This is a genomic window from Desulfobacula sp., from assembly GCF_030611305.1.
Lineage (GTDB): Bacteria > Desulfobacterota > Desulfobacteria > Desulfobacterales > Desulfobacteraceae > Desulfobacula.
Genome location: NZ_JAUWQB010000007.1, coordinates 43620 through 65986 on the forward strand (window position 1 = coordinate 43620; position 22367 = coordinate 65986).

Sequence of the window (22367 nt, forward strand, 5' to 3'; positions counted from 1 at the left end):
AAAATATGGAACTTGATTTTATTAAAATGGAAGGCCTTGGCAATGATTTTATCATCCTGGATGATAGAAAGAAAACAATCGAACAATATGAAAATTACCCGACTTTGGCAAAAAAGCTTTGTTCAAGGCATTTTGGCATTGGTGCAGATGGTATTATTCTGATTCTTGAGTCCTCTGACCATGATATTAAGTTCAGGATATATAATTCTGACGGCTCACAGGCCCAGATGTGCGGCAACGGCATTCGGTGTTTTGCTAAATATCTGTATGAAAACAAGATGATCCTCCAAAAAAAGATAAGGGTGGATACAAAGGCCGGGACCGTCATTCCAGAGGTGATCACCGATGATAAGGATCAGGTTCGATCAATAAGGGTGGATATGGGAGAACCCGTTCTTTTTTGCAGAGACATCCCCTTTGAAAGCACAAAGGAGAAAGCCATTGAAGAGCGTTTGATGGTCGGGGATAAGGAATATCGTATTACTGCTGTATCCATGGGAAATCCCCATGCCGTTATTTTTGTGGATGATGTGGAAAAAGTGGATATCAAGAGAATTGGCCGATCCATTGAAACCCATGAAAGATTCCCGGAAAAGACCAATGTTGAGTTTATTGAAGTGGTGAATCCCGCGGAATTAAAGATGAAAGTGTGGGAAAGGGGAGCCGGGATTACACTGGCCTGCGGTACCGGTGCCTGTGCCGCTCTTATTGCCGCCAGCCTGACGGGCAGGGCGCAGGAAAACGCCATCGTTCACCTTGATGGCGGAGATCTTGACATTCACTGGGACAAAGAGACAAATCACATTTTTAAGACAGGCCCTGCCACCCTGGTGTTTGAGGGTCGTATCAGGATTTGAGGTATATAAAGCCTATGGCTTTTTAAAGGTAATTTAAAAGAACAACTATAAAGATATGAAGACTTACTTGGATTGTATTCCTTGCTTTATGGGGCAGGCCTTGCGTGCAGGCCGCATAGCAACCAAAGACGAAAAAAAAATAAAAGAGCTGCTCAACATCATAGGTGGTTTAATAAAAGATATACCAATGGAAAATACGCCACCTGAAACTGCAAGAATTGTTTATCAAAAAATTAGTGAAATAACAGGAGTAGATGATCCTTACAAAAATATTAAAGAAGCAAATATTAAAGAAGCATTATCATTATATCCTGAACTAAAAGAAATTATTAAAAAATCAAAAAATAAATTATTAACAGCAATTCGTATTGCTATTGCAGGTAATGTTATTGATTTTGGTGCCCTTAATGATTTTAATATTGTTGAAAATGTAAAAACTGTTTTAAAACAGGATTTTGCTATTTTTGATTTTGAAAAATTTAAAAATGAATTAAAAAATACAGAATCAATTTTATATCTCGGTGATAATGCAGGAGAATCGGTTTTTGATAAAATTCTGATAGAAGAATTAAATAAACCGGTAATCTATGCTGTACGTGAAATTCCAATAATAAACGATGTCACAATAGATGATGCTGCGGCTTCAGGCCTTAATGAAGTTGCCCAAATCATTTCCTCGGGAAGTACTGCTCCTGCGACAATATTAAGTTTGTGCAATGAAAATTTTTTAAATAAATTTTATAATGCAGATATGATTATCAGTAAAGGGCAGGGGAATTACGAAGGTCTTTCCAATGTAAAACAGGATAGAATTTTTTTTATGTTAATGGCTAAGTGCTCTATTATTGCAAACGATTTGCAAGTTAAAAATGGCGATATTATTTTAAAAGCAATAAATTAAATAACCTTTTAAAAAAAGAAATACATATGTATGAATATCTTTTTGGCCCTGTCCCATCCAGACGGCTCGGCATGTCACTCGGAGTTGACCTGGTTCCCCATAAAGTATGCTCTTTAAATTGTATTTATTGCGAGTGCGGACGAACAACAAATTTAACAATACTAAGAAAAGAGTATATTCCTTATGATGATGTTGTTGAGGAATTAAAAAATTATATGAAAAACAATCCTGCTCCTGATTATATTACTTTTTCAGGTGCCGGAGAACCAACCTTAAATTCTCGAATAGGCGATGTGTTAGATTTTATTAAAACAAATTGGCCCGATATTCCCGTGGCCTTATTAACCAATGGAAGTTTATTCAACCATGAAAAGGTCAGAACACAGATTTTAAAAGCCAATCTGGTCTTACCTTCCCTGGATGCTGCTTCCAATTCAACTTTTCATAAAATTGACAGACCTTTTCATAAAATTAGTATTGAAGATTATATTCAGGGACTTATTGATTTCAGGAAAGAGTATAAAGGTAAAATCTGGCTTGAAATTTTAATTTTGCCGGATATAAATGATAGTATTAAAGAGTTACAATTGTTAAAAAATGCAATTATTAAAATTAATCCCGATAAAGTACAGCTGAATACTTTGGACAGACCGGGAACCGTCAATAATTTAAGACCGGCCAATAAGGCTGAATTGCAGCAAATTATGAATTTCTGGGATTTTAATAATACTGAAATAATTGCATCAGTACCGGAACGCAAAGATATGAAGTCGTACCGTGAAGATACTGAAAACGCTATTTTAGAAACAATTTCAAGAAGACCATGCACCCTCAATGATCTTAGTAAAATACTCGGAATACATATTAACGAGGTAAATAAATATCTTGGAGTGCTTGAAGACGATGGAAAAATTAAAACAAACAGACAGGAAAGAGGGGTGTTTTATCAAAGTAAGGATTGGGGATGAAACAAAAAACAAAACTAACCTTTTGGCAGGGTTGCGAATTTGAACCCACCGACTTTGAGCCGGTGGGTAGTTGGTTCGCTGTTCGTTTAAAATAATTCAATCTAAAATTTTGGGAGTGTATCCTTTGGGAAGATGAGCTGTCCCAAGGACACATGGCAGTCCTGTCTCTTTATGAACTTGTTTGGCGATCCGGTTGAAATTATCACAAAAACCGCCATTTGAGTCGTCCCATCCATTGTCTGTTTTTTTTGCAAAAGAACATGTTACAAAATGAATCGCATGAGCACCTTTTGATTTAAGAATCTTAGCAAGTTCTGCTATATTATCCCCGGGGCAGTGGCATGTAAATACCCCTGTAAGTGTACATGTATCATATTTATCAAAACCCTGCTTGGTTTTACTAAGCGCCGTAAAACAACCGGTTAAAGGGCATTTACTTTCATTTTTTTCACAACGAAGAATAGCAATATTTGTCATTTTTTCTCCTTAATTTAAAAGTATGAAAAATTATATTATCAGCGATTCTGATGCCAGGGATGCCACGGTATCAACCTTGATTCCCAGCTTATAATGATTGGAAAGTTCACTCAATTGCCTGTGGCAGGACAGACAGGCCGTGGCAAGATTGGGCAGGCCGGTTGCCTTCATCTGGTCTGCCTTGGGCTTTCCTGTAATCATCCTTTTGTTCTTGCTGGTGCTGTCCTGCAGGATACCGCCGCCGCCGCCGCAGCAGACGCCGTCTTCCCTGTTAGGTATCAGTTCCACAACCCCTTTGCAGACCATGGAAAGCAGTTCTCTTGGGGCATCATATCCCCCGGATTTCCTGGCAATATTACAGGGATCATGGTAAGCGATTTTATAGGGATGTACTTCAGGATCAAATTTCAGGATTCCTTTTTTGGCATATCGAACAATGAGTTCAGGCATGCTGATCACTTCAAACCCGGGTTTTCTTCCAATGATATCTTCCAGGAGGTATTTTAAAGCATGATATCCATGGCCGCATTCTGAAAGTACAAGGGTTTCAACGCCGAGTTCTTCGGCCGGTTCCACCACCATCAGAACCATTTTTTTTGCAATATCATCCTTGCCCACAAAATATCCCCAGTTGGTCACATCGGTATGATGGGCTGACAGGGTCCAGGTTTCTTTTGTGGCATAAAAGAGTTTTGCCATGGCGGTTAAATGAAGCAGGTTAATACCAAGCTCCCTTGGATTGGGAAGGTAGAGAAGTTTTGTTCCTTTTATATCATGGGGAATCTGGGCATTCGGGTCATCCACCTCATCAACAAATTCTTCGCTGACCCATTCAACGGTTTCAACAAACTCCTCTTTGGTCAGGGCATTGACATCTCCCAGCTCAATGCGATTTTTAATGCCTATCTTGATATCTTTTGGGATATTGTCATCTGCAATGGCGAGGCTTCTTGCTTTCCTGACAACCTTGTCCATGGAGATACCCATGGGGCATCCCTGTGTACACCGGTTGCACAAAAGGCAATCCCATAGCATATTGCTGTTCACAAGCTGTTCATCAAGCCCCAGGGCTGCCATGCGGATAATCTGGCGGGGTAAGGGCCCGCCTTCCCCGTCAAACCATGTACATCTTGAGTTGCAGGCTCCGCAGGTCAGGCATTCAGAAATATTGTCCCCCAGCTCAAACTGGTTCAACATTTTATACAAAGCCGAAGTTTTATTTATTGTTGCAGTATTCATATTTATTTTCCTTTATCTTCATACCTTGGAAATAATGCGCTCAAATTTTTTGGTTTCATTAGCTGCGACAGGTTCCCACACCACTTTTGAGGCATCCATTCCAGGAATACTTAACACTTGTCTCACACTTGCATCGGCAACATTGCTGCCTTCAAGGGATCTACAGTTTTCTTCGTGGCAACCTGTGACAATCACTTTTGATGCGCCGTTTAAAAGGGCTTTAAGAATCACGTCGCTGCTGATCCTGCAGGCACAGGGAATGGATATCAAAGTGATGTTGTCCGGCAGCGTAAGGCTGCCTGCTGCAAGGGCTGCTGACCGTTCACAGGCCAGAATGGTCACCTTGTCTTTTTCAATTTTTTGGGCAATCTGATCATTGGTAAGCGTTTTTGATTCAATGGCATATGCCGGGCAGCTGGACACACAAAGGTGGCACGAAAAGCAGGAATCCGGTACAATCTGTGGTCTGTTTTTTTCGTTCATGACAATGGCTGCGTGCGGGCAGACCCGGATACAGGTCAGACACTGGGCACATTTTTTCTGATTGATTTCAACCCCGGTATCAATCTCGGGTAAATCAAAAGACTCGGTTGAAAAGCCGGATAAAATATCATTGATTTCATCGTTCAGATCATCCTGGTCGGTCTCATCATGACAGGTCCCGGCAAAAAAGATGCCTTTTCGAGGGGATCTGGTCAGACGGTGACGGATGTTGGCAGATTGTAAAAAGCCTTCACTGTCAAGGGGCTGGCGCAAGAGTGCGGCAGCATCTTTAAATCCTGCCGCCGGTGTCAGGCTCGGCGGCAGAACAAGGCAGTCACAATTGAGATTCAGTTCAATGGATGGCAGTGTAGCCTCTTTGAGTTTAATCAGAAATCCAGTACCTGAATTCTCAAATTTTAAATCTTCACTGGTCTCAAACCTGAAAAAATCGACCCCCTGCTGCCTTGCAGTATCATAGAGGCGCTGTCCCAACGCACCGTGAACCAGCATCTTATTCATGATAATGGAAATGTTTTTCCCCAAAGCCTTTGCTTTGATAGAAATTTCCAGGGCAAGGCGTGCAAAAGATTTAAACTCAGGACCAAAATAATCCAGCAGGATGACACTATTACCCGGACAGGTGTCAGGCGTTTTTTCAATCATTTGAGAGAATGCATCAAGGCTTAAGGAAGCATTTGTGAGGCTGTCCAGCCTGTTCAATGATTGTTTTGGTTCAAATGCAGCAATAATGGCCGCACAGGCCAGATATTTTTTTTCATTTCCTGATTCATAATAGAGTGAAAAGTTGCCGGCAGTACCGCTGACAGAAATGATGTTGCTCTCATCTAAAATAGTGACAGGAGCATCCTTTGAAAGGCTTGTCCCCGGTCCGAACAGATAGGTGGAATAACCTTTTGAAGAGATGACCATAGCTGTCTGATCTGCCTGGACACTTTGTCCAAATACGGCTATGTTCAATTCCTTTTTTGTATTCAATCCAAGATCTTCAATGACTTTGGCCGCTGCAACCCTGCCGTCCTGTTTGGAAGAAAGGATATCTTTGGGACCATTGGCACAGCCTGCAATAATTACGTCCTTAGACAGAACCGCCTGATCCGTATTGAAAAATCCCCATGAATTGGGTTTCAGATCAAGCATGCCGGCAGTTGCCTCAAGGGTCTGGGCGGGCTGCATGCCGACAGAGAGAACGATAAGATCAAAGGCTTTGGAAACCCTGGCTTGGGTTAGTTTATCTTCTGCCACGATGGTCAGCATATTCGTCTGATTGTCCTCAAGGATCTCGGCAGGAACTCCCTGAACCAGGGCAATATTTTTGGAAAGCGTGTTGAACAGGGGTCTTACCTCTTTCCCAATGACCTGAAGATCCATGTGAAAGAGTGTGATGTCGGACTCAGGGTAAAGATGGGTAAGCTTGTTAGCATGGCGCATGGATATCTTGCAGCATACCTGGGAACAAAAATCTCTGCCCTGCTCACGGTTTCGTGAACCCACACACTGGATAAAGGCAATTTTAGGATCAGGCTTCCCATTAAAATACCCGGAAAGCCTTTCCTCTCGCAGTATGGCGTTCAACTCAGCCGAGGTGATCACGTTTTTATACTCATCATAGTGAAGGGAATTTATCTGGCCAGGGTTAAAGGGGGAAAATCCTGTGGCCATGATAATTTTTTTTACGCGGAACGTCTCTTTATTTTCCAAGACTACCTCATACCCTTGCTTTTCCTTATTAATGGTTTCAACAATGGTATTGAGGTGTAAAATAATATTTTTCTGTTTTCCGATCTGATCTGCCATTTCAATACTGAGGCAGGCACCGCAGTTTTCACAGGTGTCGGTTGCCATACAGGCCCACATGGCGGCATGCCCGCCAAGGGCGCTTTCTTTTTCCATCAGGTGTACGGCAACATTCTGATCAGCAAAGGTTTGCGCCGCAGCCATTCCTGCAACGCCTCCCCCTATAATCAGGATATTTGGGGTTGTTTTTTTCATATATTCCTCCAATATTCATCAATACTGGTTTTGTAAAAATTAAATGATAAATGGATAAAACCACAGCAGAGTCTTATCATATTACAGAATTAAAAAGAACTGGATTCCAAACATTCCCTATTTTTTTGACCACTAATTTGTAGACGACTGCCGATCGAAAAGCTACAATGGAAAACATGCTAATCTTTATTCAGATTTTAATCCTTTTGTGGGCCATCAATCTTACGCCGGTTCTGCTGGCATACTTTTTTGAGGAAAAGTGGGATACCCCCCTTGATAAAGGCATGCTTTTTATAGATGGAAAGCCGTTTTTAGGAAGTCATAAAACAATTCGCGGAACGGCAGGAGGGATTATAGCCGGAATTCTTTTCGGGTTTGTTATGGGAATTTCTTTGTGGGTGGCATTGTCGGCCGGTATCATGAGCATGTTCGGCGATCTTTTAAACAGTTTTATTAAAAGACGTTTCAAGATGCTTGAAGGTGCTGACTTGCCTGTTATGGACCAGCTTCTTGAGGGGGCACTCCCCTTTGTTATCATAGCTCCGGCATACTCATTATCCTTTGCAAAGTTGTTTTTTTTAATTTTAGTGTTTGGTATCACAGCCTATCTTGGCGCACAGTTTTTAACCCGGGTTTTGCTTACAGAGCCGTTTGCAGGTTATTCCAGGAAACTGAGATCAAAAATACGATTCAGGGAATGGAAGGCATGTGATACCATTGAATACCCTTTTCATCCCATTATCAATATTGAGCGCACACTTTATTACCATTGGTTCATGAAAACGATTTTCAGGGCGACAGGCCTGTATGAACGAGGAAAACAGAATGCACTGGATTTAAAATTACGCAAACTTGAGTTTGAATTTGATGATTTGCCTCATGGTTTTGATAATACCACTATTCTTTTTATTTCCGATCTTCACCTTGACTGTATGGAAGGGATTGCTCAAAAAACACAGGATATGGTTGAAGGGCTGAAACCCGACCTGTGCCTGCTGGGAGGGGATTACAGGACCGAATCCTGGGGCTCTTTTTCAAAAGCATTATTCCATTTAAAAAATTTGCTGGACCATATAGAGACAAAGCATGGAATTTATGCGGTTTTAGGAAATCATGACTGCCTTGAAATGGTCAGCCCTTTAAAAGAAAAAAATGTGACATTTCTGGTAAATGATGCAAAAAGTATTGAAAGGGATGGTGACAGGATCTGGATTGCAGGGGTGGATGATCCCTCTTATTTCGAGGGCCAGAATTTAGGGGAAACATTTGACCGGATACCTGACAACAGTTTTACCATATTTCTTGCACATACTCCCGGGATTTACCAGGAGACAGCAGCATACTCTCCGCAGCTTTATCTTTGCGGACATACCCATGCAGGACAGATACAGCTTCCTTATTTTGGTCCCGTTATTACCCATTTCAATGGGCCCGGGAAAATGGTGCATGGAAAATGGTCTTATAAAGGGATGCAGGGGTATACAAGTTCGGGTGCCGGAACCTCGGGTATCCCTGTCAGATTCGGCTGCCGGGGAGAAGTGGTATTCATAACTTTGAAAAAAATTTCATAAAACAGACTTGACGTAAAATCAGGGGGATATCCTTTTGATGGCTTGTCTAAGTTGCAGCCAGGAGGGATGAGGCAATGATAAAGATAGTGATGAATAGGGCGATGAGATTTTTTTGCGGAAATTGAAGCATCCTGTTCAGAGGAAAGAAAATGACACCGGAGCCAAGCCCGCTGAAAAATCCAAAAACATGAGCCCATACATCTGTCTTCTCTCCCTGGCTGAACATGGCGATCAGCACGGTACCGGCGAATATAGGCATGAGAATGTTCAATCGAAACGGTTTTGCCTTTTGCGTTATCTGGAATGCCACAAGAAGGCCTGCCGCTCCCATGATGGCTGTTGAGGCGCCAATGGAAAGATGGGCGGTTTTGTGCATGTGGGCATTGATAAGATTGCCAAGGGTGCCTGCAAACAGCAGCATAAAAGGCCCCACACCAAACCCGGAAAGGGTGATCACGGGTGCCCCGAAAATGAGCATGCCTGCCATATTCCCTGCAAGATGCCGGGCATCTGAATGTAAAAGCAGGGCTGTAACGGCTCTGTACGTCTCTCCCTGGAGAATAAAAAGGGCGGATGCACCATACTTTAGTATCATGTCCTCGTGGATATGATATTGAAGACATAACGCATGGATAAGCCAGAGCAGTCCCATGATAGAAAAAGCAGTATATGATTTAAATGAGGATATGGGAATTTCCTGTAACTGTTGTTTGAGCTTGAAAAATTTATTTTCTTTATAATAGGCCTCAATCATGATGAGGGCTTTTTTCATATCAGCATGATTTACAAGGATATCAAATGATTTGTTTTTCCGTTCAACCCGGGTTTCAATGTTTTGAGAGGTTAAAATCAGGATGATTAAATCTGCTTTTTTGGCAGAAAGACCAGTCAGTAATTTTTCTAAATTCCGGCTCACGGGCTAAAGGGCCTTGATTTTTTAAGACAAAGATTTTAATAAAATAAAAAAGCAATTCATGATTTAAACGTATATATGAATACCAGGAGAAAATAAACATGCAAATACTAAGGTTTGAAAGTGATGACAATAAAATCTATACAGGTTGTGACTTTGATAATGAGAGTGCCTCTGTTCTTGAGGGGGATATTTATACTGATTTTTCCAGCACAGGGAAAAGAAAACCGGTTAAAAAAATTTTAACGCCCGTCTTACCCAGTGTTATATTTTGTATTGGGTTAAATTATACACTTCATGCCAAAGAGACCGGCCTATCATTGCCAAAGTATCCGGTGGTGTTTATGAAAAATCTGAGTGCAGCAGCAGGTCCCCTGGATGAGATCAGGATTCCGGTCTCCTGTGCAAAGATTCCGGAAGTGGATTATGAGGCTGAACTTGCCGTGGTCATAAAAAAGAATGCCAAGAATGTCTCACCGGAAAATGCCCTTGACTATATCCTGGGATATACCTGTGCCAATGATATTTCTGCCAGAAGGTGGCAGATGCATGCAGGCGGCGGGCAATGGATAAAGGGAAAAAGTTTTGACACCTTCTGTCCCTTTGGCCCCTGGATTGTGACACCGGATGAACTTGAAGATTCGGGTAGCCTTGATATTGAATGTGTGTTAAACGGCAATACCATGCAGAAAAGCAATACAAGCGACATGATTTTTTCGGTGGCCCAGATCATTTCATATTTATCCGAGTCAGCCACCCTGGTACCGGGTACCATTATATTAACGGGAACACCAAGCGGGGTAGGGTTTATCAGAAAGCCGCCTGTTTATCTTGGCCCGGGTGATGTGCTGGAAACAAAAATTGATAAAATCGGTGTGTTGAAAAATTATGTAACGCTTGAGAAAGAATAAACAAAACCCCCGGGATGATGATTCCATCATCCCGGGGGTTTATAAAGTGAATCAGATTAGATCTTAATTGTTGTTATAATAGCAGCCGTTTCCCTGTCCCTGAAAACCTCTTTGCCCGCCCCTTTTTGACCATTTGCCAGGGCCTTGCCTAAATCCTTTACCCATACCAAGTTCAGGAGAGATTTTTTTTGCGTCCAACTGAAAATCGATCCGTTTGTCTCTTATCTGTTTTTGCAGATCTGTGATTTCCCGGGATAATTTTTCAAGTTTAGCCCTGTCCGGGTCGGATGTTTCCATGAGCATTCTCATTTCCTGCCGTTTTACAAATTTTCCAGATCTGACCTCATAGGTTTCATCAACAAATGTCTGGCGAAGGGTAGTCAGTGCATTTCTCTGATCCTTGGACAAATCATTGAAGGCGCTTTGCCCACCATATCGCGGGCAGTCTTGATTGTATCCTGAGCCCATTCCCCGGCCTTTGCCCTGGCCCCAGGCAAATACATTTCCTGATACAAATGCAACAATAAGTATTGAACTGATGATAATGATTGTTTTTTTCATAATAATCTCCAATTAAAATTTAGTTTGTTTATTGAACTTTGTTTCGTTCTGTTGAAGCATAATATAGCAAGGGGTGTGCCAAGAGGAAAAATATTTTTCAACTCATTGAATTTACAATACATATTTAAAATTATACAATAATAAGGCATTGTCATTAAATCTGTGGTATTGTATACTTTTTACTCAGGGCAATGTATCCAGGTGTATATAAAATACCCAGAACCATGATACCTGGAAATCAATGGTCCCTTAAAACAAAGGCGTTCCCCCCATGGTATTGTTTTTGCTTCTAATATTTGGGTATAATTAAATATATTAAGAAATAACTAAAGTATGACGGGTATAAAAAAGAGAAAAGAAAATGAAAAAGCATAATTTTCCATTGATATCCCCTTTATTCCTCATTGGTGTTTTATTGATCCTTTTGCCGATCTTTACGGTTATGACCCTGGACAGGCTTGAAAAACAAAAGGAATTCTTCACTCAACGACTATTGGAAAAAGGCGGTTCACTGATCCGGACATTTGAGGCGGGGACAAGAACGGGAATGTTTACCATGCGATGGGGTGCAAAAAGAATTCAGGCCATGCTTCTGGAGACTTCGTTGCAGCCTGAAGTTATCTATATGATGATTACATCAAAGGACGGCCGGATACTGGCACACTCGGATGCCGCCATGGTGGGACTAACTTTTGATGCCATGCCCGGGACTGCAAAGATGAATGAAGATACTGCTTTGGTCTATCACAGGGTAAGACTGCAAAAAGATCAGATGCAGGTTTTTGAAGTGTTCAAGCGGTTTGTACCGATCAGGTCCAGACCCATACGCGGGCACAGGCGGATGGATAGGATGTCAATGTTACGGGTTGAGGACTTGTCAGATCGGCAGAATACTGAAAGGGGATTTTTGGACTGGAGCCGGCCTTATCTTCAAAGCCAGGAAGGTAAAATGTCTGAAATGGTGGAACATTATATTTTTGCCGGGCTTTCCATGGAGAGGGAGAAGATTGCCCGGGACAGGCTGTTAAAAGAGACTATCTGGCGGGGCATTCTTTTTTTTATATTGGGATGTGTTGGTATGGTTGCCTTGTTTGTCTTCCAGGCATACCGATCTGCAAAAGCATCTTTGACCCACGTAAAGGCATTTTCCGATAATGTGATCCAGAACATGCCGTCAGGACTGGTTACCATCAATTCTGATCATGAAATCACATCCATGAATAAAGCAGCAAAAGATATCCTGGGAGGGGATCTGACGCAACCCTTCCCGCAAATGATCGAATTGATACAGGAAATGGAAATATCTCAAGGGGTTCTAAACCGGGAGATCAATTTCGCAATTAAACCCGACCATGAGGTTCGGCTGGATATCATTGCGTCCCCTATCAAGGAGAGTGAAAATGAAGTCATGGGATTTTTATTTCTGTTCAGGGATCTGACCCAGATTAAAGAGCTTAAAAAACAGGTGGAGACAAACAAGCGGCTTGCAGCAATCGGAAAGCTTGCAGCAGGCGTTGCCCATGAGATCAGAAACCCCTTGAGTTCCATTAAAGGATTTGCAACCTATTTTGGCAAACGGTATGAAGATAATGCCTCTGATAAGGAAACCGCCCAAATTATGGTCAAGGAGGTGGAGCGTATCAACCGATCCGTTACCCAGTTACTTGAGTTTTCAAAACCCATGGCTATTGAAAAAAAACAAGTGAATATCAATGAGTTGATTACCCATGCCTTAAGGCTTGTTCACCATGATCTGGATCAGAAGACAATTGAAACAAAGGTCAATATTGATACAGAAAAAGCCGTAATTCACACGGACCCGGACCGGATGAACCAGGTTTTTTTAAATTTATATATTAATGCCATAGATGCACTGGGAGACAGAGGAAAATTAGAAATTCAGGTGCAGGATGCTGTGGAGGATGGACGAATTGAAATAAGAATCATGGATAATGGCATTGGGATTGACAAGGCATCCCTTGATCTGATCTTTGATCCCTATTTTACCACCCGGCCCAGCGGTACTGGGCTTGGGCTTTCAATCGTTCACCGGATCATTGAAAACCTTAATGGCAGCATCCGTGTGGAAAGTACAAAAGGCCGCGGCACTTGTTTTATTATTAATTTGCCTGTTTCATAAAAGGATAAAAAAGACAAATGAAAAAGATACTTGTGGTTGACGATGATGCAGCCCATGCCAGGATGCTCAAAACCTTGATGGCTGACTGGGGGGTTGATGTCCATCTGGCAGATGATGGGACAACCGCCGTTGCAATGGTAAAAGAACAGTCCTTTGATATTGTTCTGATGGATATGAAAATGGTGAAAATGTCCGGGATGGAAGCGTTGCAGCTCATTAAAACTTATAATCCTTCCCTGCCTGTGATTATCATGACCGCCTATTCATCAGTTCACACAGCCGTAAAGGCCTTGAAAATCGGTGCCTATGATTATCTGACCAAGCCATTGGATTTTGATAAGCTGAAACTGACTATTGAGCGTATATTCGAAAGCATTTTTTTAAAAACGGAAAACAGGCATTTGAAGACCCGGTTAAAGGAGCAGTCTTTTGCCCATGACATCATCGGGAAAAGCCCTGCCATACTCTCTTTGCTGGACACCATCCACATGGTGGCGCCTACGGATGCCAATGTCCTGGTAATGGGAGAATCGGGAACCGGTAAAGAACTGGTGTCATCTGCTATTCATTTTAATTCTTCACGGAAAGATCAGCAGTTTGTAAGGATCAATTGTGCTGCTATTACAGAGACTCTGCTTGAGTCCGAACTTTTCGGCCATGAAAAAGGATCGTTCACCGGTGCAGACAAGAAAAGAAAAGGAAAATTTTTACTGGCAGACAAGGGCAGTATTCTATTGGATGAAATCGGTGAAATGAGCCTTGCCATGCAGGTAAAGCTGTTGAGGGTGATTCAGGAAAAAGAAATCACACCAGTGGGAAGTGATCAAAACATTAAAACAGATGTGAGGATTATTGCCGCAACCAATAAGGATTTAAGAAAACTGTCTGAACAGGGAAGCTTTCGCCAGGATTTATACTACCGGCTGAATGTTGTGAGTGTTGAAGTTCCGCCCTTGAGGGAAAGGAAAGAAGATATCCCAACTCTTGCATTGCATTTTTTAAAAAATTTTTCAAAGAAAAATAAGCGGGATATCAAAGGCTTTTCACCCGATGCCATGGATGCCATGATTCGATATGGATGGGAAGGCAATGTCAGGGAATTGATGAATTGTGTGGAAAGAGGAGTCGTCCTTGCCAGATCCGATTATATCTGCCTGGAAGACCTTTCTTTTATAAAGGCAAAAATAGTTGACAAGCTTGATGCCGGGACGGATTTTGGAAATATCAGGCTTTCACAGATAGAAGAGAAAGCCATTCTTTCCACCCTTGAATCAGCTGGCGGCAACAAGAGTGAAGCTTCCAGAAGGCTTGGTATCACCAGGAAAACCTTATTGAAGAAATTAAAACAATATGGGAAAAGCTGAACCAAAGTACATTAAAACCGTTCGATCAACTTGTCGATGAGAAAGGTGCTTTCACGCATGGCCTGTTCACTGAATGGACCAAACCATCTGGCGATATGGTCGAATTTTTCAATAAAAAGATGTTTGTCATTGGTTTCCAGCATTTCAAGATGGTTATTCAAGGATGCAATATAGTCTTTTAAAAGACGTCGCCGTTTTTTTGTTGCAAAAATGATTTCAGAATAAAGAGAAGCGTCCTGGGCAAACAGCCTTCCCACCATTCCCAGCTCAAGGCGGTAAATCGGGCTTGAAAATTCAAGGGTACTTTCAATGCGGGCATGTTTTTCATATAAAAACTGTCCGAAACTAAAAGTGGCAAAATGGCGCAATGCCTGCACAATTCCCATTATTTCGTCATGTTTTTTGGCCTTCGACCGGACAATAACGGCACCCCAGAGGGTAAGCTGTTCCACCAGCCACTGGCAGTGATCTGAATCTCTTCCCGGGGTGACGATAATGATCTGTTTGTCAAGGGAGCCTGTGGTAGGACCAAACAAAGGATGAAGCCCTGTTACAGGGCCTGGATGGGATTCAAGCATTTTTTCCAATGGTCCCGCTTTGATACTGGTCAGATCGGCAAGAATGGTTTCAGGTTCAAGAAATGATGCAATCTGTTCAATAACATCTTCTGTTTTTTCAATGGGAACACAGATAAGGCAAAGGTCAATATCTTTGCAAAGTTTTTTTGCTTTGTCCCAGTCCTCTTCTGTAAGGATTCTAACCTCATAACCGGATTTGTGAAAGAGTGAAGCAAAAAATCGTCCCATCTGACCGGCGCCGCCGATGATTAGTATCCCGGCATCCGGCCTGACTCCCTTATGCTCCATTTGGCCGGTCTGCTTGATGCGTGATTGCCTTAAAATCACCCGGTAAAGGTCTTCCATAAAATCCGGGTCAAGATTTGCTTTTCCGGCCTGTAGTCGAAGTTTTGAGATCAGATCTTCCTCCCTTGCAGGATGATACACCGGAATATAGTGCTTTTTCTTTAACTTGACTACTTTTTCAACCTGGACCTGGCGTTGAGCAAGAAGGGAAAGTATTTGCGAATCAATGTAATCAATATTGGTCCGTAAAGAAATGATTTCTTTATTAAATGTATGATTATCTTTTTTCATTTTTTCTCTTTTTAAATCGTTAAACTCAAGGCAGCATGGATTATCGCTAAAGCCTAACAAGTTCAAGGACAATTGGCAATTTTAAAATTAAGACATCTGCAATAAATTATAAATCAAGATAAATGAAACAAAAAAATCTGGGCAATGACTTGTTAAATCACTCTGAATGGGTTATAGAAAATCCATATTTTACCATGGGAGAACGGCCATAAACCAACAATGGAAACCAATATGAAAATGCTGGATGAAATTATCAAGAGAGTTCGCAATCTTACCCATGATCAGCAAAAAGAGATTCCGGAGAATGATCTTTCCTAAACAGGTATTTTACTCTCTCCTTATAAACAAGTCTTCTTTTGTTATTCAAGCACACTAAGGATATTTAAACAGTGCAGGAAAAGTTTCAATTTGATTTAAAGGTATTGCTTGGATGCATCTGTATTTTTGGATCCGCCTTCTTTTTTTATTTGGCCACGGTCATTATTAAATGGGCACGGATCAAAGGGTTGCAGGTCGATACAGCTTCTTTTGTATTTGCAAGGTTTTTGTTGGGATTTATCAGTGTGTTGATCCTGATGGCCCTCAAAAAGAAGAAGATCAGAGTTAAAAAAAAACGATATCTGATTGGCAGGACGGTTGCCAATTGTGTCGCAGTATACTGTTTTTTTAAAGGGGTTGATTTAACATCCGTGGCCCAGGCCAATATTTTAAATATGACCTATCCCTTGTTTATCGCAATTTTTTCATGGATCTTTTTAAAGGAACAGCGGGATGCCGTTGCAATCCTTATCGTTTTTTTTGCATTTGCAGGGATCTGGCTGATTTTGACGCCTGGGAAAATGAGTTTTCATCTGGATTCATTATGGGGGCTGGCATCAGGGATCAGCGCGGCCATTGCCATTATGTACCTTAACCTTTCAAGGCAGGTGCATGATACGGAAACCATCTTGTTTTTTCTGTTTGGCCTTGGGTCTGTGATAATTTTTATCTTCTTTTTTAATAAGATGCATCTGCCCCAATACTCAGAATTGAAATATCTTTTTTTCTGTTCACTTTCTGCCATTGTGGGCCAATACCTGATTACCCTTGGTTTTAAATATGTGACCGCCATTGAAGGGGGTATTATCTCTTCAACCCGGATTCTGCTGGCAGCCGTGTTAGGTCCTGTTATTGCAATGGACCCAGCTCTTTCCGCCTCTGGATGGACAGGGGCACTCCTTATTTTTGTCGGCAATGTGTATTTAACCCTGAGAAAAGCCAGACGATAAAACCGTAAACAGTTGAGACCAGGATTTTGTTAAGAGGAAATGCCGGGTTTAAGCCGGGAAAGACACAGGCTTAACACAAGGCCCAAAAGTGCAACGCTTCCCAGAAACCATGACCCGCATGACCATGACCCTGTCTGGGAAACAAGATAGGCTAGTATTGGTGGACCCATTACCTGGCCTGCCTGTCCGCCCTGAATCACAAGCCCGTTAGTGGTTGCAATCAGGTTTTTTGAGGGTGCATAATCAGGGACTGCCCCAAGGATAGAGGCAGGGATTAAACCGCCAAAAATAGAAAAAATAAGACAACCTGTATAGTTTAATATAAAGCTAGCATCGGCAGAATATATGGCAATGGAACTCAATCCCATTACCGTGCAGGCAAATGCGATTAATTTCCATCGGTTGATGCCTCTTTTCAACAGCCTGCCACCTGCAAGGTTGCCAAAAATATTAATAAAGACCATGGCGGCCGTCAAAATCGAGGCCATGGATTTGGAAAATCCATATTTCTCAAGGATCAGTGTGGGTAAAAACCCCATGACTGTCAGCCATTGCAGGGCATAGGTGACAAAAATCAATGCAAGAATCAATGGCCCGGCACTGGTGGATGTCCTTATAACATCCTGTATCAGTTTTTTAAAGGTCACCAAAGTTGACCGGTTCATGAATTTGATATGGGACGTCTTTTTTGAAAGTAACAGGGTATAGGCCATCAATATGACGGCATTGATTTGCCAAAGGCCTTTCCAGTCCGTGCCGGTTAAAATAAATGGAACCAGGATCATCATCAATGAGGCCCCGGCCGGCAGATAACAGGTCCAGATGGAAAGGGCTATAGTCATATCTTTAGGCTTTACCACCTGGAAAATCAGTGTCGGGGCGCTGACAACAACCGCCAGGAAGCCAGCCCCTTCAAGAAACCTGGTTGCAAGCAATCCATAAAAGGAATCGGCAAACGATCCTAGAAGACAGCCTATAATTTGAAAGACAAGACCGGTAAGCATCAGGCGGCGGTGGCCAATGGCATCGGCAATGGCCCCTGTGAAGGCCCCAAGTAAAAGGCCGGTAAGATTAAAAATGGATAAAATCCATCCCGCATAAAACAGGCTGATCACAAGATCAAGCCTGATATCTGACAAGACAGGCGGCACCTTGCCAACCTGGAAGGCAGACAGAATCCCGGCTCCGAACAGGATTAAAATAAGCCCCCAGGGGCTTTGGTCTTCATTTGTTTTCAAATCATCTCTTTTGTTACAGATTTTTCACATCCTTTTGTTTGTGAATGCAAATTTTAAAAATCCGGCAATGTCTTTAATAAATCTTATCCAGCTGTCCGGCGATCGCCAGATCATTGATATATAGCCCATCAGAACTTTTGTCCGTTTGAAATGGGATTTATAAAAATCAATAAAAAGAACTTCCATTCTTTCTTTTGTGAGGCCTTTGGGGATAAAGAGGAACTGCATGCAGTCCATTTTTTCCCAATCTTCAGTAAATGTCCCAATCTTTTCGCCTTGTTCTTTGATTTTGCTATATATGGGGGAACCCGGAAAGGGAGTGAATTTGGCCAGGTTGAAATCATCAATTGGAAGAGAAAAAACATAAGCCTTGCTTTTTTTTATGCTTTCTTCTGATTCGCCTGGAAGGCCCATCATTAAGAGGCCTTTGACACGAATCCCCGCCTTTTTGATCAAATGGATTTTGTCTCTCATCATTTCAAGATCAGGATTCTGTCTGTGCTGCGCCAAAAGAGTTTCATCACCTGTCTCAATCCCCAGACTGATCATCCAGCAACCTGCAGCTTTCATGAGTTTGAGCAGTTCGAAATCAAGGTGTTCAGCTCTTGCTGCACAGTTAAAAGTGATTTTCAGCGGATTTTGAATCATCAGCCTGGCAAACTCTTCCACCCGGGGGCGATTAAAAGTAAACTGATCGTCATAAAAATTGATATGCCTGATATTGAAATTATCTTTCAAATATTTCAAGTGATTGTACAGGTATCGAGCTGAATTATATCTGAAGCTTTTTTGGAAAACCGATCTGTCACAATAACTGCAGGAATAAGGGCACCCTCTGCTGGATATACAACTTGCATTGGGGACTTTAGGATAATTAAATATGGGAAGTTTATAACTTGAGGGGTAACCTGATAATTTTTTATAAGCAGGAAAGGGTAGTGTATCCAAATCAATCAGTTTGTTACGAAAACCTGTGAATATGATCTTGTCATTTTTTTTTCTGAAAACTATATTCTTTATTTTTTCAAGGTCTGTTTTATTTGTCCTTAATAATTGGTACAGGGTGTGTTCTCCTTCTCCAACCACAACATAATCAATAATCGGGTATAATTGCAGAATTTTTTCTTTTAAAGAAGAAACATGAACGCCTCCAAAAATAATATGAGTTTCAGGGATAATTTTTTTTGCATATTCGGCAATCCTTATCCCGTCAAGAAAACTGGATGTTGTGCATGAAAAACCGATAAAAACAGGGGCCTCGTTTTCCAGATATTTTACGATCAACTCATCTGATTCAGGGTCAGCATAACAGTCAATTATGTGGGAGTTGATTTGAAACTGGTCAAGGTATGCTGAAATGCTGGCAAGCCCGAGAGGAGGCATAATGTTGGCTTTTCTGGAGATATCTGTTTTCGCATTCGCAGAATTGTAACCAAGGGGATGGATCAACAGGATTTTTTTTTGAATCATATCTATAATGATCTTTTTTTACGGTTTTTAGGAATTATAGCCATGTCCCATAACAACCCTCTGAAACCAAATACTTTTAGTGCCCTCATCCTCATCTGTCCTTCTTCCGGTGGGAAAAACCGGTCTTTTTTCTTATGAAAAGCTTCTTTAATTTTTATATCCATCCAGTTCTTATCAACGAGAGGAGAAACATAATAGCAGGGCTTTAACAGGTCATTGTTACTGGAGATGATCTCTTCCTCAACGGCAATTTTATGGAGCCCTGTTTTTGGAAGAATCCGGATGCCTGAAAATACAAAGACAGCACATTTTTTTAACCGGTCTATATTTTTTAATCCTTCCTGAACAGTTGCCCGTGTCTCTTTGGGCCCACCAAACATGAAAAAGTGGGCACAAGGGATTTTTGCTTTAATGCAATTTTCATTAAAGCTGAATATATCTTCAAAATTAAATGATTTGTTGATACCCTTTAAAGTCACATCACAAGCTGCATCGGAACCGACTTCCATGGCGTAAAGACCGGAATTTTTTAATAGTTTCAGATCATTCTGTTTTATATGTTCAGGTCTGAAATAGGCTGCCCATTTGATATTGCATTTCTTTTTGATCATTAGTTCAGCAATCGTAAGATAATGGCCCTGCCGGTCATTAAAAACCGAATCTGTAAAAAACAATGTATCAACATGGAAATTTTTTTTTAGCCGAATCAGGTTGTCCACAACAAATTCAGGGCTCTGGTTCCGAAGTTTGTTCCCCTCTATCAAAGGGTATGAACAATAATTACATCCATGCGGACATCCTCTTTTTGTCTGGTAACTTAACATGCCGCTTTGATCAAAGTAATACGCCACAAGTTCTTTTTCATAAAGGGGAGAGAAAAAACCATTTTGAGTGATGGGTGTTTTAAAGGGATATATGATTTTTTTTGTTTTAACACCGGCTGAGATGGTATCAATAAGCTTATTAAACGAAATTTCCCCTTCTCCTACAATTCCGAAATCAGCATCCAGAAATTTCAATATTTGTTCAGGCATTATTGAAAAAGCAGGCCCCCCCAGAATGATAGGTTTTTGTGAAATTTTCCGGATATGTTCAACCAGAACTTTAACATCTGCAAGATACCAGGTGTTCGAAGGGGAAAGTGAATCAACTGTATCGATATTTCGAATGGAGATTCCTATAAAATCAGGGTTAAATTCCAAAATGGAGCAAGTCACAGAAGATGATATGTTCTCAAGGTTAAACAGCAGATCAAGTTGTTTGACCTCATGTCCATTCTGAACTAACGAAGACGCAATCAATGCCATCCCCAAGGGATAAACCGGCAGCGGCTCTGTGGTTGTGTTTGAAGAAATCAGTAATATTCTGCTCATGGAGTATCAACTTTTTTGAAAGATTTTTTTTCCCTTGGATTATATTTTCTGTATGTTCCGTCAAGGATTTCCTTTTTCATGACTTTGAAAAACAATTCTCCCATTTTTGTCTGGTATCCGCCGTTGGAATAAAATGTATCCCACGCATAGTTATATAATTTTTCTAAGTTTTCACAAGATATGTTTTTGGGCTGGAAAACGACTTTATCGCATGTATAATCAATCCAGTTGTTACTTAAAATCCGGTTTTCATTTTTAAATTTTTGTCGAATAGGAGATTTTGGGAAAGGGGTCAAAATTGTAAATTCGGCCAGATCCAGTTTGATTTTCATCAGGAAATCAACAAGGGTTTTGATATAATATTCATCATGATCATCCGTCCCCAGAAGAATGGTGCCTTCCACGCCGATACCATTATCATGAAGCCTTTTAACCCTGTTTTCGATAATATCTGACGTATCAAACACTGCCTGGTAGACATACCAGCACCCGGCTTCGGCAGCAAGTTTAAGGACCTGATCATCATCCATTAGGGGATGGGAAACCCATTTTTTCTTTAAGGGTTTCATGGCGGTGAACAGCTCAATGAGCCACGCCTTATCATGGGCAAGAGAGTTATCCACAATAAAAAGCCGGTTGTTGGGTATGGATTCCATCTCTTTGATAACGGTTTCAACTGGTCTGGGTCTGAACAGTCGTCCACCTAGAAATCCGTTACAGCAGGGGAAACAATTGAATTTGCACCCGCGAGAAGCGTGGACAAGGTCAAGCATCTGTATTCCTCTGTAATTATACAGATCCCTTTTTAAAATATTTCTTTTTGCAGTGTTGATCAGGTTGATTTCGGGAAAATTATTCATGTAATCATAGACTTTTTTCATTTTTTTTCGCTTGAAATCTTTGAAAACCTGCGCCATACGTCCTTCAGTTTCCCCAAGGAATACCGAATCTGCATGATTTTTAACCTCTTCTGAATGAAGCATAACGGCAATACCGCCAAACAGGACTGGAATTCCCATTTTTCTATATTGGTCGGCAATTTCAAATGCCCTGGGAAGCTGGCATGTCAGCATGACCGAAAGCCCAACCATATCAATGGAATGGTCATATTTCAGCGTTTGGACGTTTTCATCGATAAAATCGACCTCAACATATTCCGGAAGTGTGGCCGCAAAAACAACCGGACCATGGGGAGGCAGATGGAATTGTGTTTGTTTTTTCAGCTTTGGCCAAGTGGGATATATCAATTGCATTTTCATATGGTCAGTCCTTGTAATACTCATATTTTCCGGTTACAGCATTTTTGGGCAAGATCATATAGGCCGGTTATTTTAATTGTTTTAAATTAAACCTCGGGCTATGCCCGAGCGACCCTAAAAGGTTTTACCGTTCCGGCGTGGAAAAAATATGATAAAGGTTCTTCCCCGGGAAAGCTCCAAAGGGAGAAGAGAGGAAGAACCTATGAGAGA

Annotated in this window: 18 protein-coding genes; 8 read left to right on the forward strand and 10 right to left on the reverse strand. The window is 41.4% G+C overall.

The features are described 5' to 3' along the window. Nucleotides 1–5 precede the first annotated feature (5 nt). The 3 genes from dapF (at nt 6) to QAI40_RS02425 (ending at nt 2726) form a co-directional block, all read left to right on the forward strand. Nucleotides 6–857: a diaminopimelate epimerase gene (gene dapF, locus QAI40_RS02415; RefSeq protein WP_299979768.1), complete on the forward strand. Its 852-nt coding sequence runs from the start codon at nt 6–8 to the stop codon at nt 855–857. 67 nt (nt 858–924) lie between these two features. After that, nucleotides 925–1758 (forward strand): damage-control phosphatase ARMT1 family protein, encoded by an 834-nt coding sequence (locus QAI40_RS02420; RefSeq protein ID WP_299979765.1) that lies wholly within the window; start codon nt 925–927, stop codon nt 1756–1758. Between the two features lie 26 nt (nt 1759–1784). Beyond that, the gene (locus QAI40_RS02425; protein WP_299979762.1) at nt 1785–2726 is read left to right on the forward strand and encodes a radical SAM protein; all 942 of its coding nucleotides are present in this window, start codon (nt 1785–1787) and stop codon (nt 2724–2726) included. A 96-nt stretch (nt 2727–2822) separates the two neighbouring features. Here QAI40_RS02425 and QAI40_RS02430 read toward each other — a convergent pair whose 3' ends face one another. The 3 genes from QAI40_RS02430 to QAI40_RS02440 are packed head-to-tail and all read right to left on the reverse strand — an operon-like array spanning nt 2823 to nt 6935. Next, entirely contained in the window at nt 2823–3203 is a 381-nt protein-coding gene (locus QAI40_RS02430; RefSeq protein WP_299979760.1) for a CGGC domain-containing protein, read from the reverse strand. A gap of 30 nt (nt 3204–3233) precedes the next feature. Beyond that, nucleotides 3234–4442 (reverse strand): (Fe-S)-binding protein, encoded by a 1209-nt coding sequence (locus QAI40_RS02435; protein WP_299979757.1) that lies wholly within the window; start codon nt 4440–4442, stop codon nt 3234–3236. An 18-nt stretch (nt 4443–4460) separates the two neighbouring features. Further along, entirely contained in the window at nt 4461–6935 is a 2475-nt protein-coding gene (locus QAI40_RS02440; protein WP_299979755.1) for a hydrogenase iron-sulfur subunit, read from the reverse strand. A 167-nt stretch (nt 6936–7102) separates the two neighbouring features. Here QAI40_RS02440 and QAI40_RS02445 point away from each other — a divergent pair, with 167 nt between their 5' ends. Next, nucleotides 7103–8506 carry a CDP-archaeol synthase gene (locus QAI40_RS02445; protein ID WP_299979752.1) on the forward strand — a complete coding sequence of 468 codons (1404 nt, stop codon included), beginning with the start codon at nt 7103–7105 and terminating at the stop codon, nt 8504–8506. Nucleotides 8507–8552: 46 nt separating this feature from the next. On the opposite strand, the gene QAI40_RS02450 is transcribed toward QAI40_RS02445, so the two are convergent. Beyond that, nucleotides 8553–9422: a rhomboid family intramembrane serine protease gene (locus QAI40_RS02450; protein WP_299979749.1), complete on the reverse strand. Its 870-nt coding sequence runs from the start codon at nt 9420–9422 to the stop codon at nt 8553–8555. Between the two features lie 98 nt (nt 9423–9520). Between QAI40_RS02450 and QAI40_RS02455 the strand changes: the two genes are divergently transcribed. After that, nucleotides 9521–10330 carry a fumarylacetoacetate hydrolase family protein gene (locus QAI40_RS02455; RefSeq protein ID WP_299979746.1) on the forward strand — a complete coding sequence of 270 codons (810 nt, stop codon included), beginning with the start codon at nt 9521–9523 and terminating at the stop codon, nt 10328–10330. 63 nt (nt 10331–10393) lie between these two features. Here the strand turns inward: QAI40_RS02455 and QAI40_RS02460 are convergent, their stop codons facing one another. Then, complete coding sequence (locus QAI40_RS02460; RefSeq protein WP_299979743.1) at nt 10394–10891, reverse strand: periplasmic heavy metal sensor; 498 nt, start codon at nt 10889–10891, stop codon at nt 10394–10396. A gap of 361 nt (nt 10892–11252) precedes the next feature. Between QAI40_RS02460 and QAI40_RS02465 the strand changes: the two genes are divergently transcribed. Both QAI40_RS02465 and QAI40_RS02470 read left to right on the forward strand, forming a co-directional pair. Beyond that, the gene (locus QAI40_RS02465; RefSeq protein ID WP_299979740.1) at nt 11253–13031 is read left to right on the forward strand and encodes an ATP-binding protein; all 1779 of its coding nucleotides are present in this window, start codon (nt 11253–11255) and stop codon (nt 13029–13031) included. Between the two features lie 17 nt (nt 13032–13048). After that, nucleotides 13049–14395 carry a sigma-54-dependent transcriptional regulator gene (locus tag QAI40_RS02470; RefSeq protein WP_299979739.1) on the forward strand — a complete coding sequence of 449 codons (1347 nt, stop codon included), beginning with the start codon at nt 13049–13051 and terminating at the stop codon, nt 14393–14395. Between the two features lie 11 nt (nt 14396–14406). Here QAI40_RS02470 and tyrA read toward each other — a convergent pair whose 3' ends face one another. Further along, the gene (tyrA, locus tag QAI40_RS02475; RefSeq protein ID WP_299979736.1) at nt 14407–15549 is read right to left on the reverse strand and encodes a bifunctional chorismate mutase/prephenate dehydrogenase; all 1143 of its coding nucleotides are present in this window, start codon (nt 15547–15549) and stop codon (nt 14407–14409) included. Between the two features lie 389 nt (nt 15550–15938). Here tyrA and QAI40_RS02480 point away from each other — a divergent pair, with 389 nt between their 5' ends. Then, nucleotides 15939–16817: a DMT family transporter gene (locus QAI40_RS02480; protein ID WP_299979732.1), complete on the forward strand. Its 879-nt coding sequence runs from the start codon at nt 15939–15941 to the stop codon at nt 16815–16817. A gap of 29 nt (nt 16818–16846) precedes the next feature. Here QAI40_RS02480 and QAI40_RS02485 read toward each other — a convergent pair whose 3' ends face one another. From QAI40_RS02485 to QAI40_RS02500, 4 genes are read right to left on the reverse strand one after another with little or no spacing between them, the layout of a single operon-like run. Continuing rightward, nucleotides 16847–18055, reverse strand: a complete 1209-nt coding sequence (locus tag QAI40_RS02485) for an MFS transporter (RefSeq protein ID WP_299979728.1) — start codon at nt 18053–18055, stop codon at nt 16847–16849. 24 nt (nt 18056–18079) lie between these two features. After that, on the reverse strand, nt 18080–19525 hold the full coding sequence (locus tag QAI40_RS02490; RefSeq protein WP_299979725.1) for a B12-binding domain-containing radical SAM protein: 1446 nt from the start codon (nt 19523–19525) through the stop codon (nt 18080–18082). A 2-nt stretch (nt 19526–19527) separates the two neighbouring features. Then, entirely contained in the window at nt 19528–20898 is a 1371-nt protein-coding gene (locus QAI40_RS02495; protein WP_299979722.1) for a lipid biosynthesis B12-binding/radical SAM protein, read from the reverse strand. Further along, nucleotides 20895–22157: a B12-binding domain-containing radical SAM protein gene (locus QAI40_RS02500; protein ID WP_299979720.1), complete on the reverse strand. Its 1263-nt coding sequence runs from the start codon at nt 22155–22157 to the stop codon at nt 20895–20897. Before QAI40_RS02500 ends, QAI40_RS02495 begins: the two co-directional genes overlap by 4 nt. Nucleotides 22158–22367: the final 210 nt, after the last annotated feature.

Excerpts from the sequence above, each read along its gene's own strand:
- dapF (WP_299979768.1), top strand. The coding sequence starts at position 6 with ATGGAACTTGATTTTATTAAAATGGAAGGCCTTGGCAATGATTTTATC.
- QAI40_RS02425 (WP_299979762.1), top strand. The coding sequence starts at position 1,785 with ATGTATGAATATCTTTTTGGCCCTGTCCCATCCAGACGGCTCGGCATG.
- QAI40_RS02430 (WP_299979760.1), bottom strand. The coding sequence starts at position 3,203 with ATGACAAATATTGCTATTCTTCGTTGTGAAAAAAATGAAAGTAAATGC.
- QAI40_RS02435 (WP_299979757.1), bottom strand. The coding sequence starts at position 4,442 with ATGAATACTGCAACAATAAATAAAACTTCGGCTTTGTATAAAATGTTG.
- QAI40_RS02440 (WP_299979755.1), bottom strand. The coding sequence starts at position 6,935 with ATGAAAAAAACAACCCCAAATATCCTGATTATAGGGGGAGGCGTTGCA.
- QAI40_RS02445 (WP_299979752.1), top strand. The coding sequence starts at position 7,103 with ATGGAAAACATGCTAATCTTTATTCAGATTTTAATCCTTTTGTGGGCC.
- QAI40_RS02455 (WP_299979746.1), top strand. The coding sequence starts at position 9,521 with ATGCAAATACTAAGGTTTGAAAGTGATGACAATAAAATCTATACAGGT.
- QAI40_RS02460 (WP_299979743.1), bottom strand. The coding sequence starts at position 10,891 with ATGAAAAAAACAATCATTATCATCAGTTCAATACTTATTGTTGCATTT.
- QAI40_RS02465 (WP_299979740.1), top strand. The coding sequence starts at position 11,253 with ATGAAAAAGCATAATTTTCCATTGATATCCCCTTTATTCCTCATTGGT.
- QAI40_RS02470 (WP_299979739.1), top strand. The coding sequence starts at position 13,049 with ATGAAAAAGATACTTGTGGTTGACGATGATGCAGCCCATGCCAGGATG.
- tyrA (WP_299979736.1), bottom strand. The coding sequence starts at position 15,549 with ATGAAAAAAGATAATCATACATTTAATAAAGAAATCATTTCTTTACGG.
- QAI40_RS02490 (WP_299979725.1), bottom strand. The coding sequence starts at position 19,525 with ATGATTCAAAAAAAAATCCTGTTGATCCATCCCCTTGGTTACAATTCT.
- QAI40_RS02495 (WP_299979722.1), bottom strand. The coding sequence starts at position 20,898 with ATGAGCAGAATATTACTGATTTCTTCAAACACAACCACAGAGCCGCTG.
- QAI40_RS02500 (WP_299979720.1), bottom strand. The coding sequence starts at position 22,157 with ATGAAAATGCAATTGATATATCCCACTTGGCCAAAGCTGAAAAAACAA.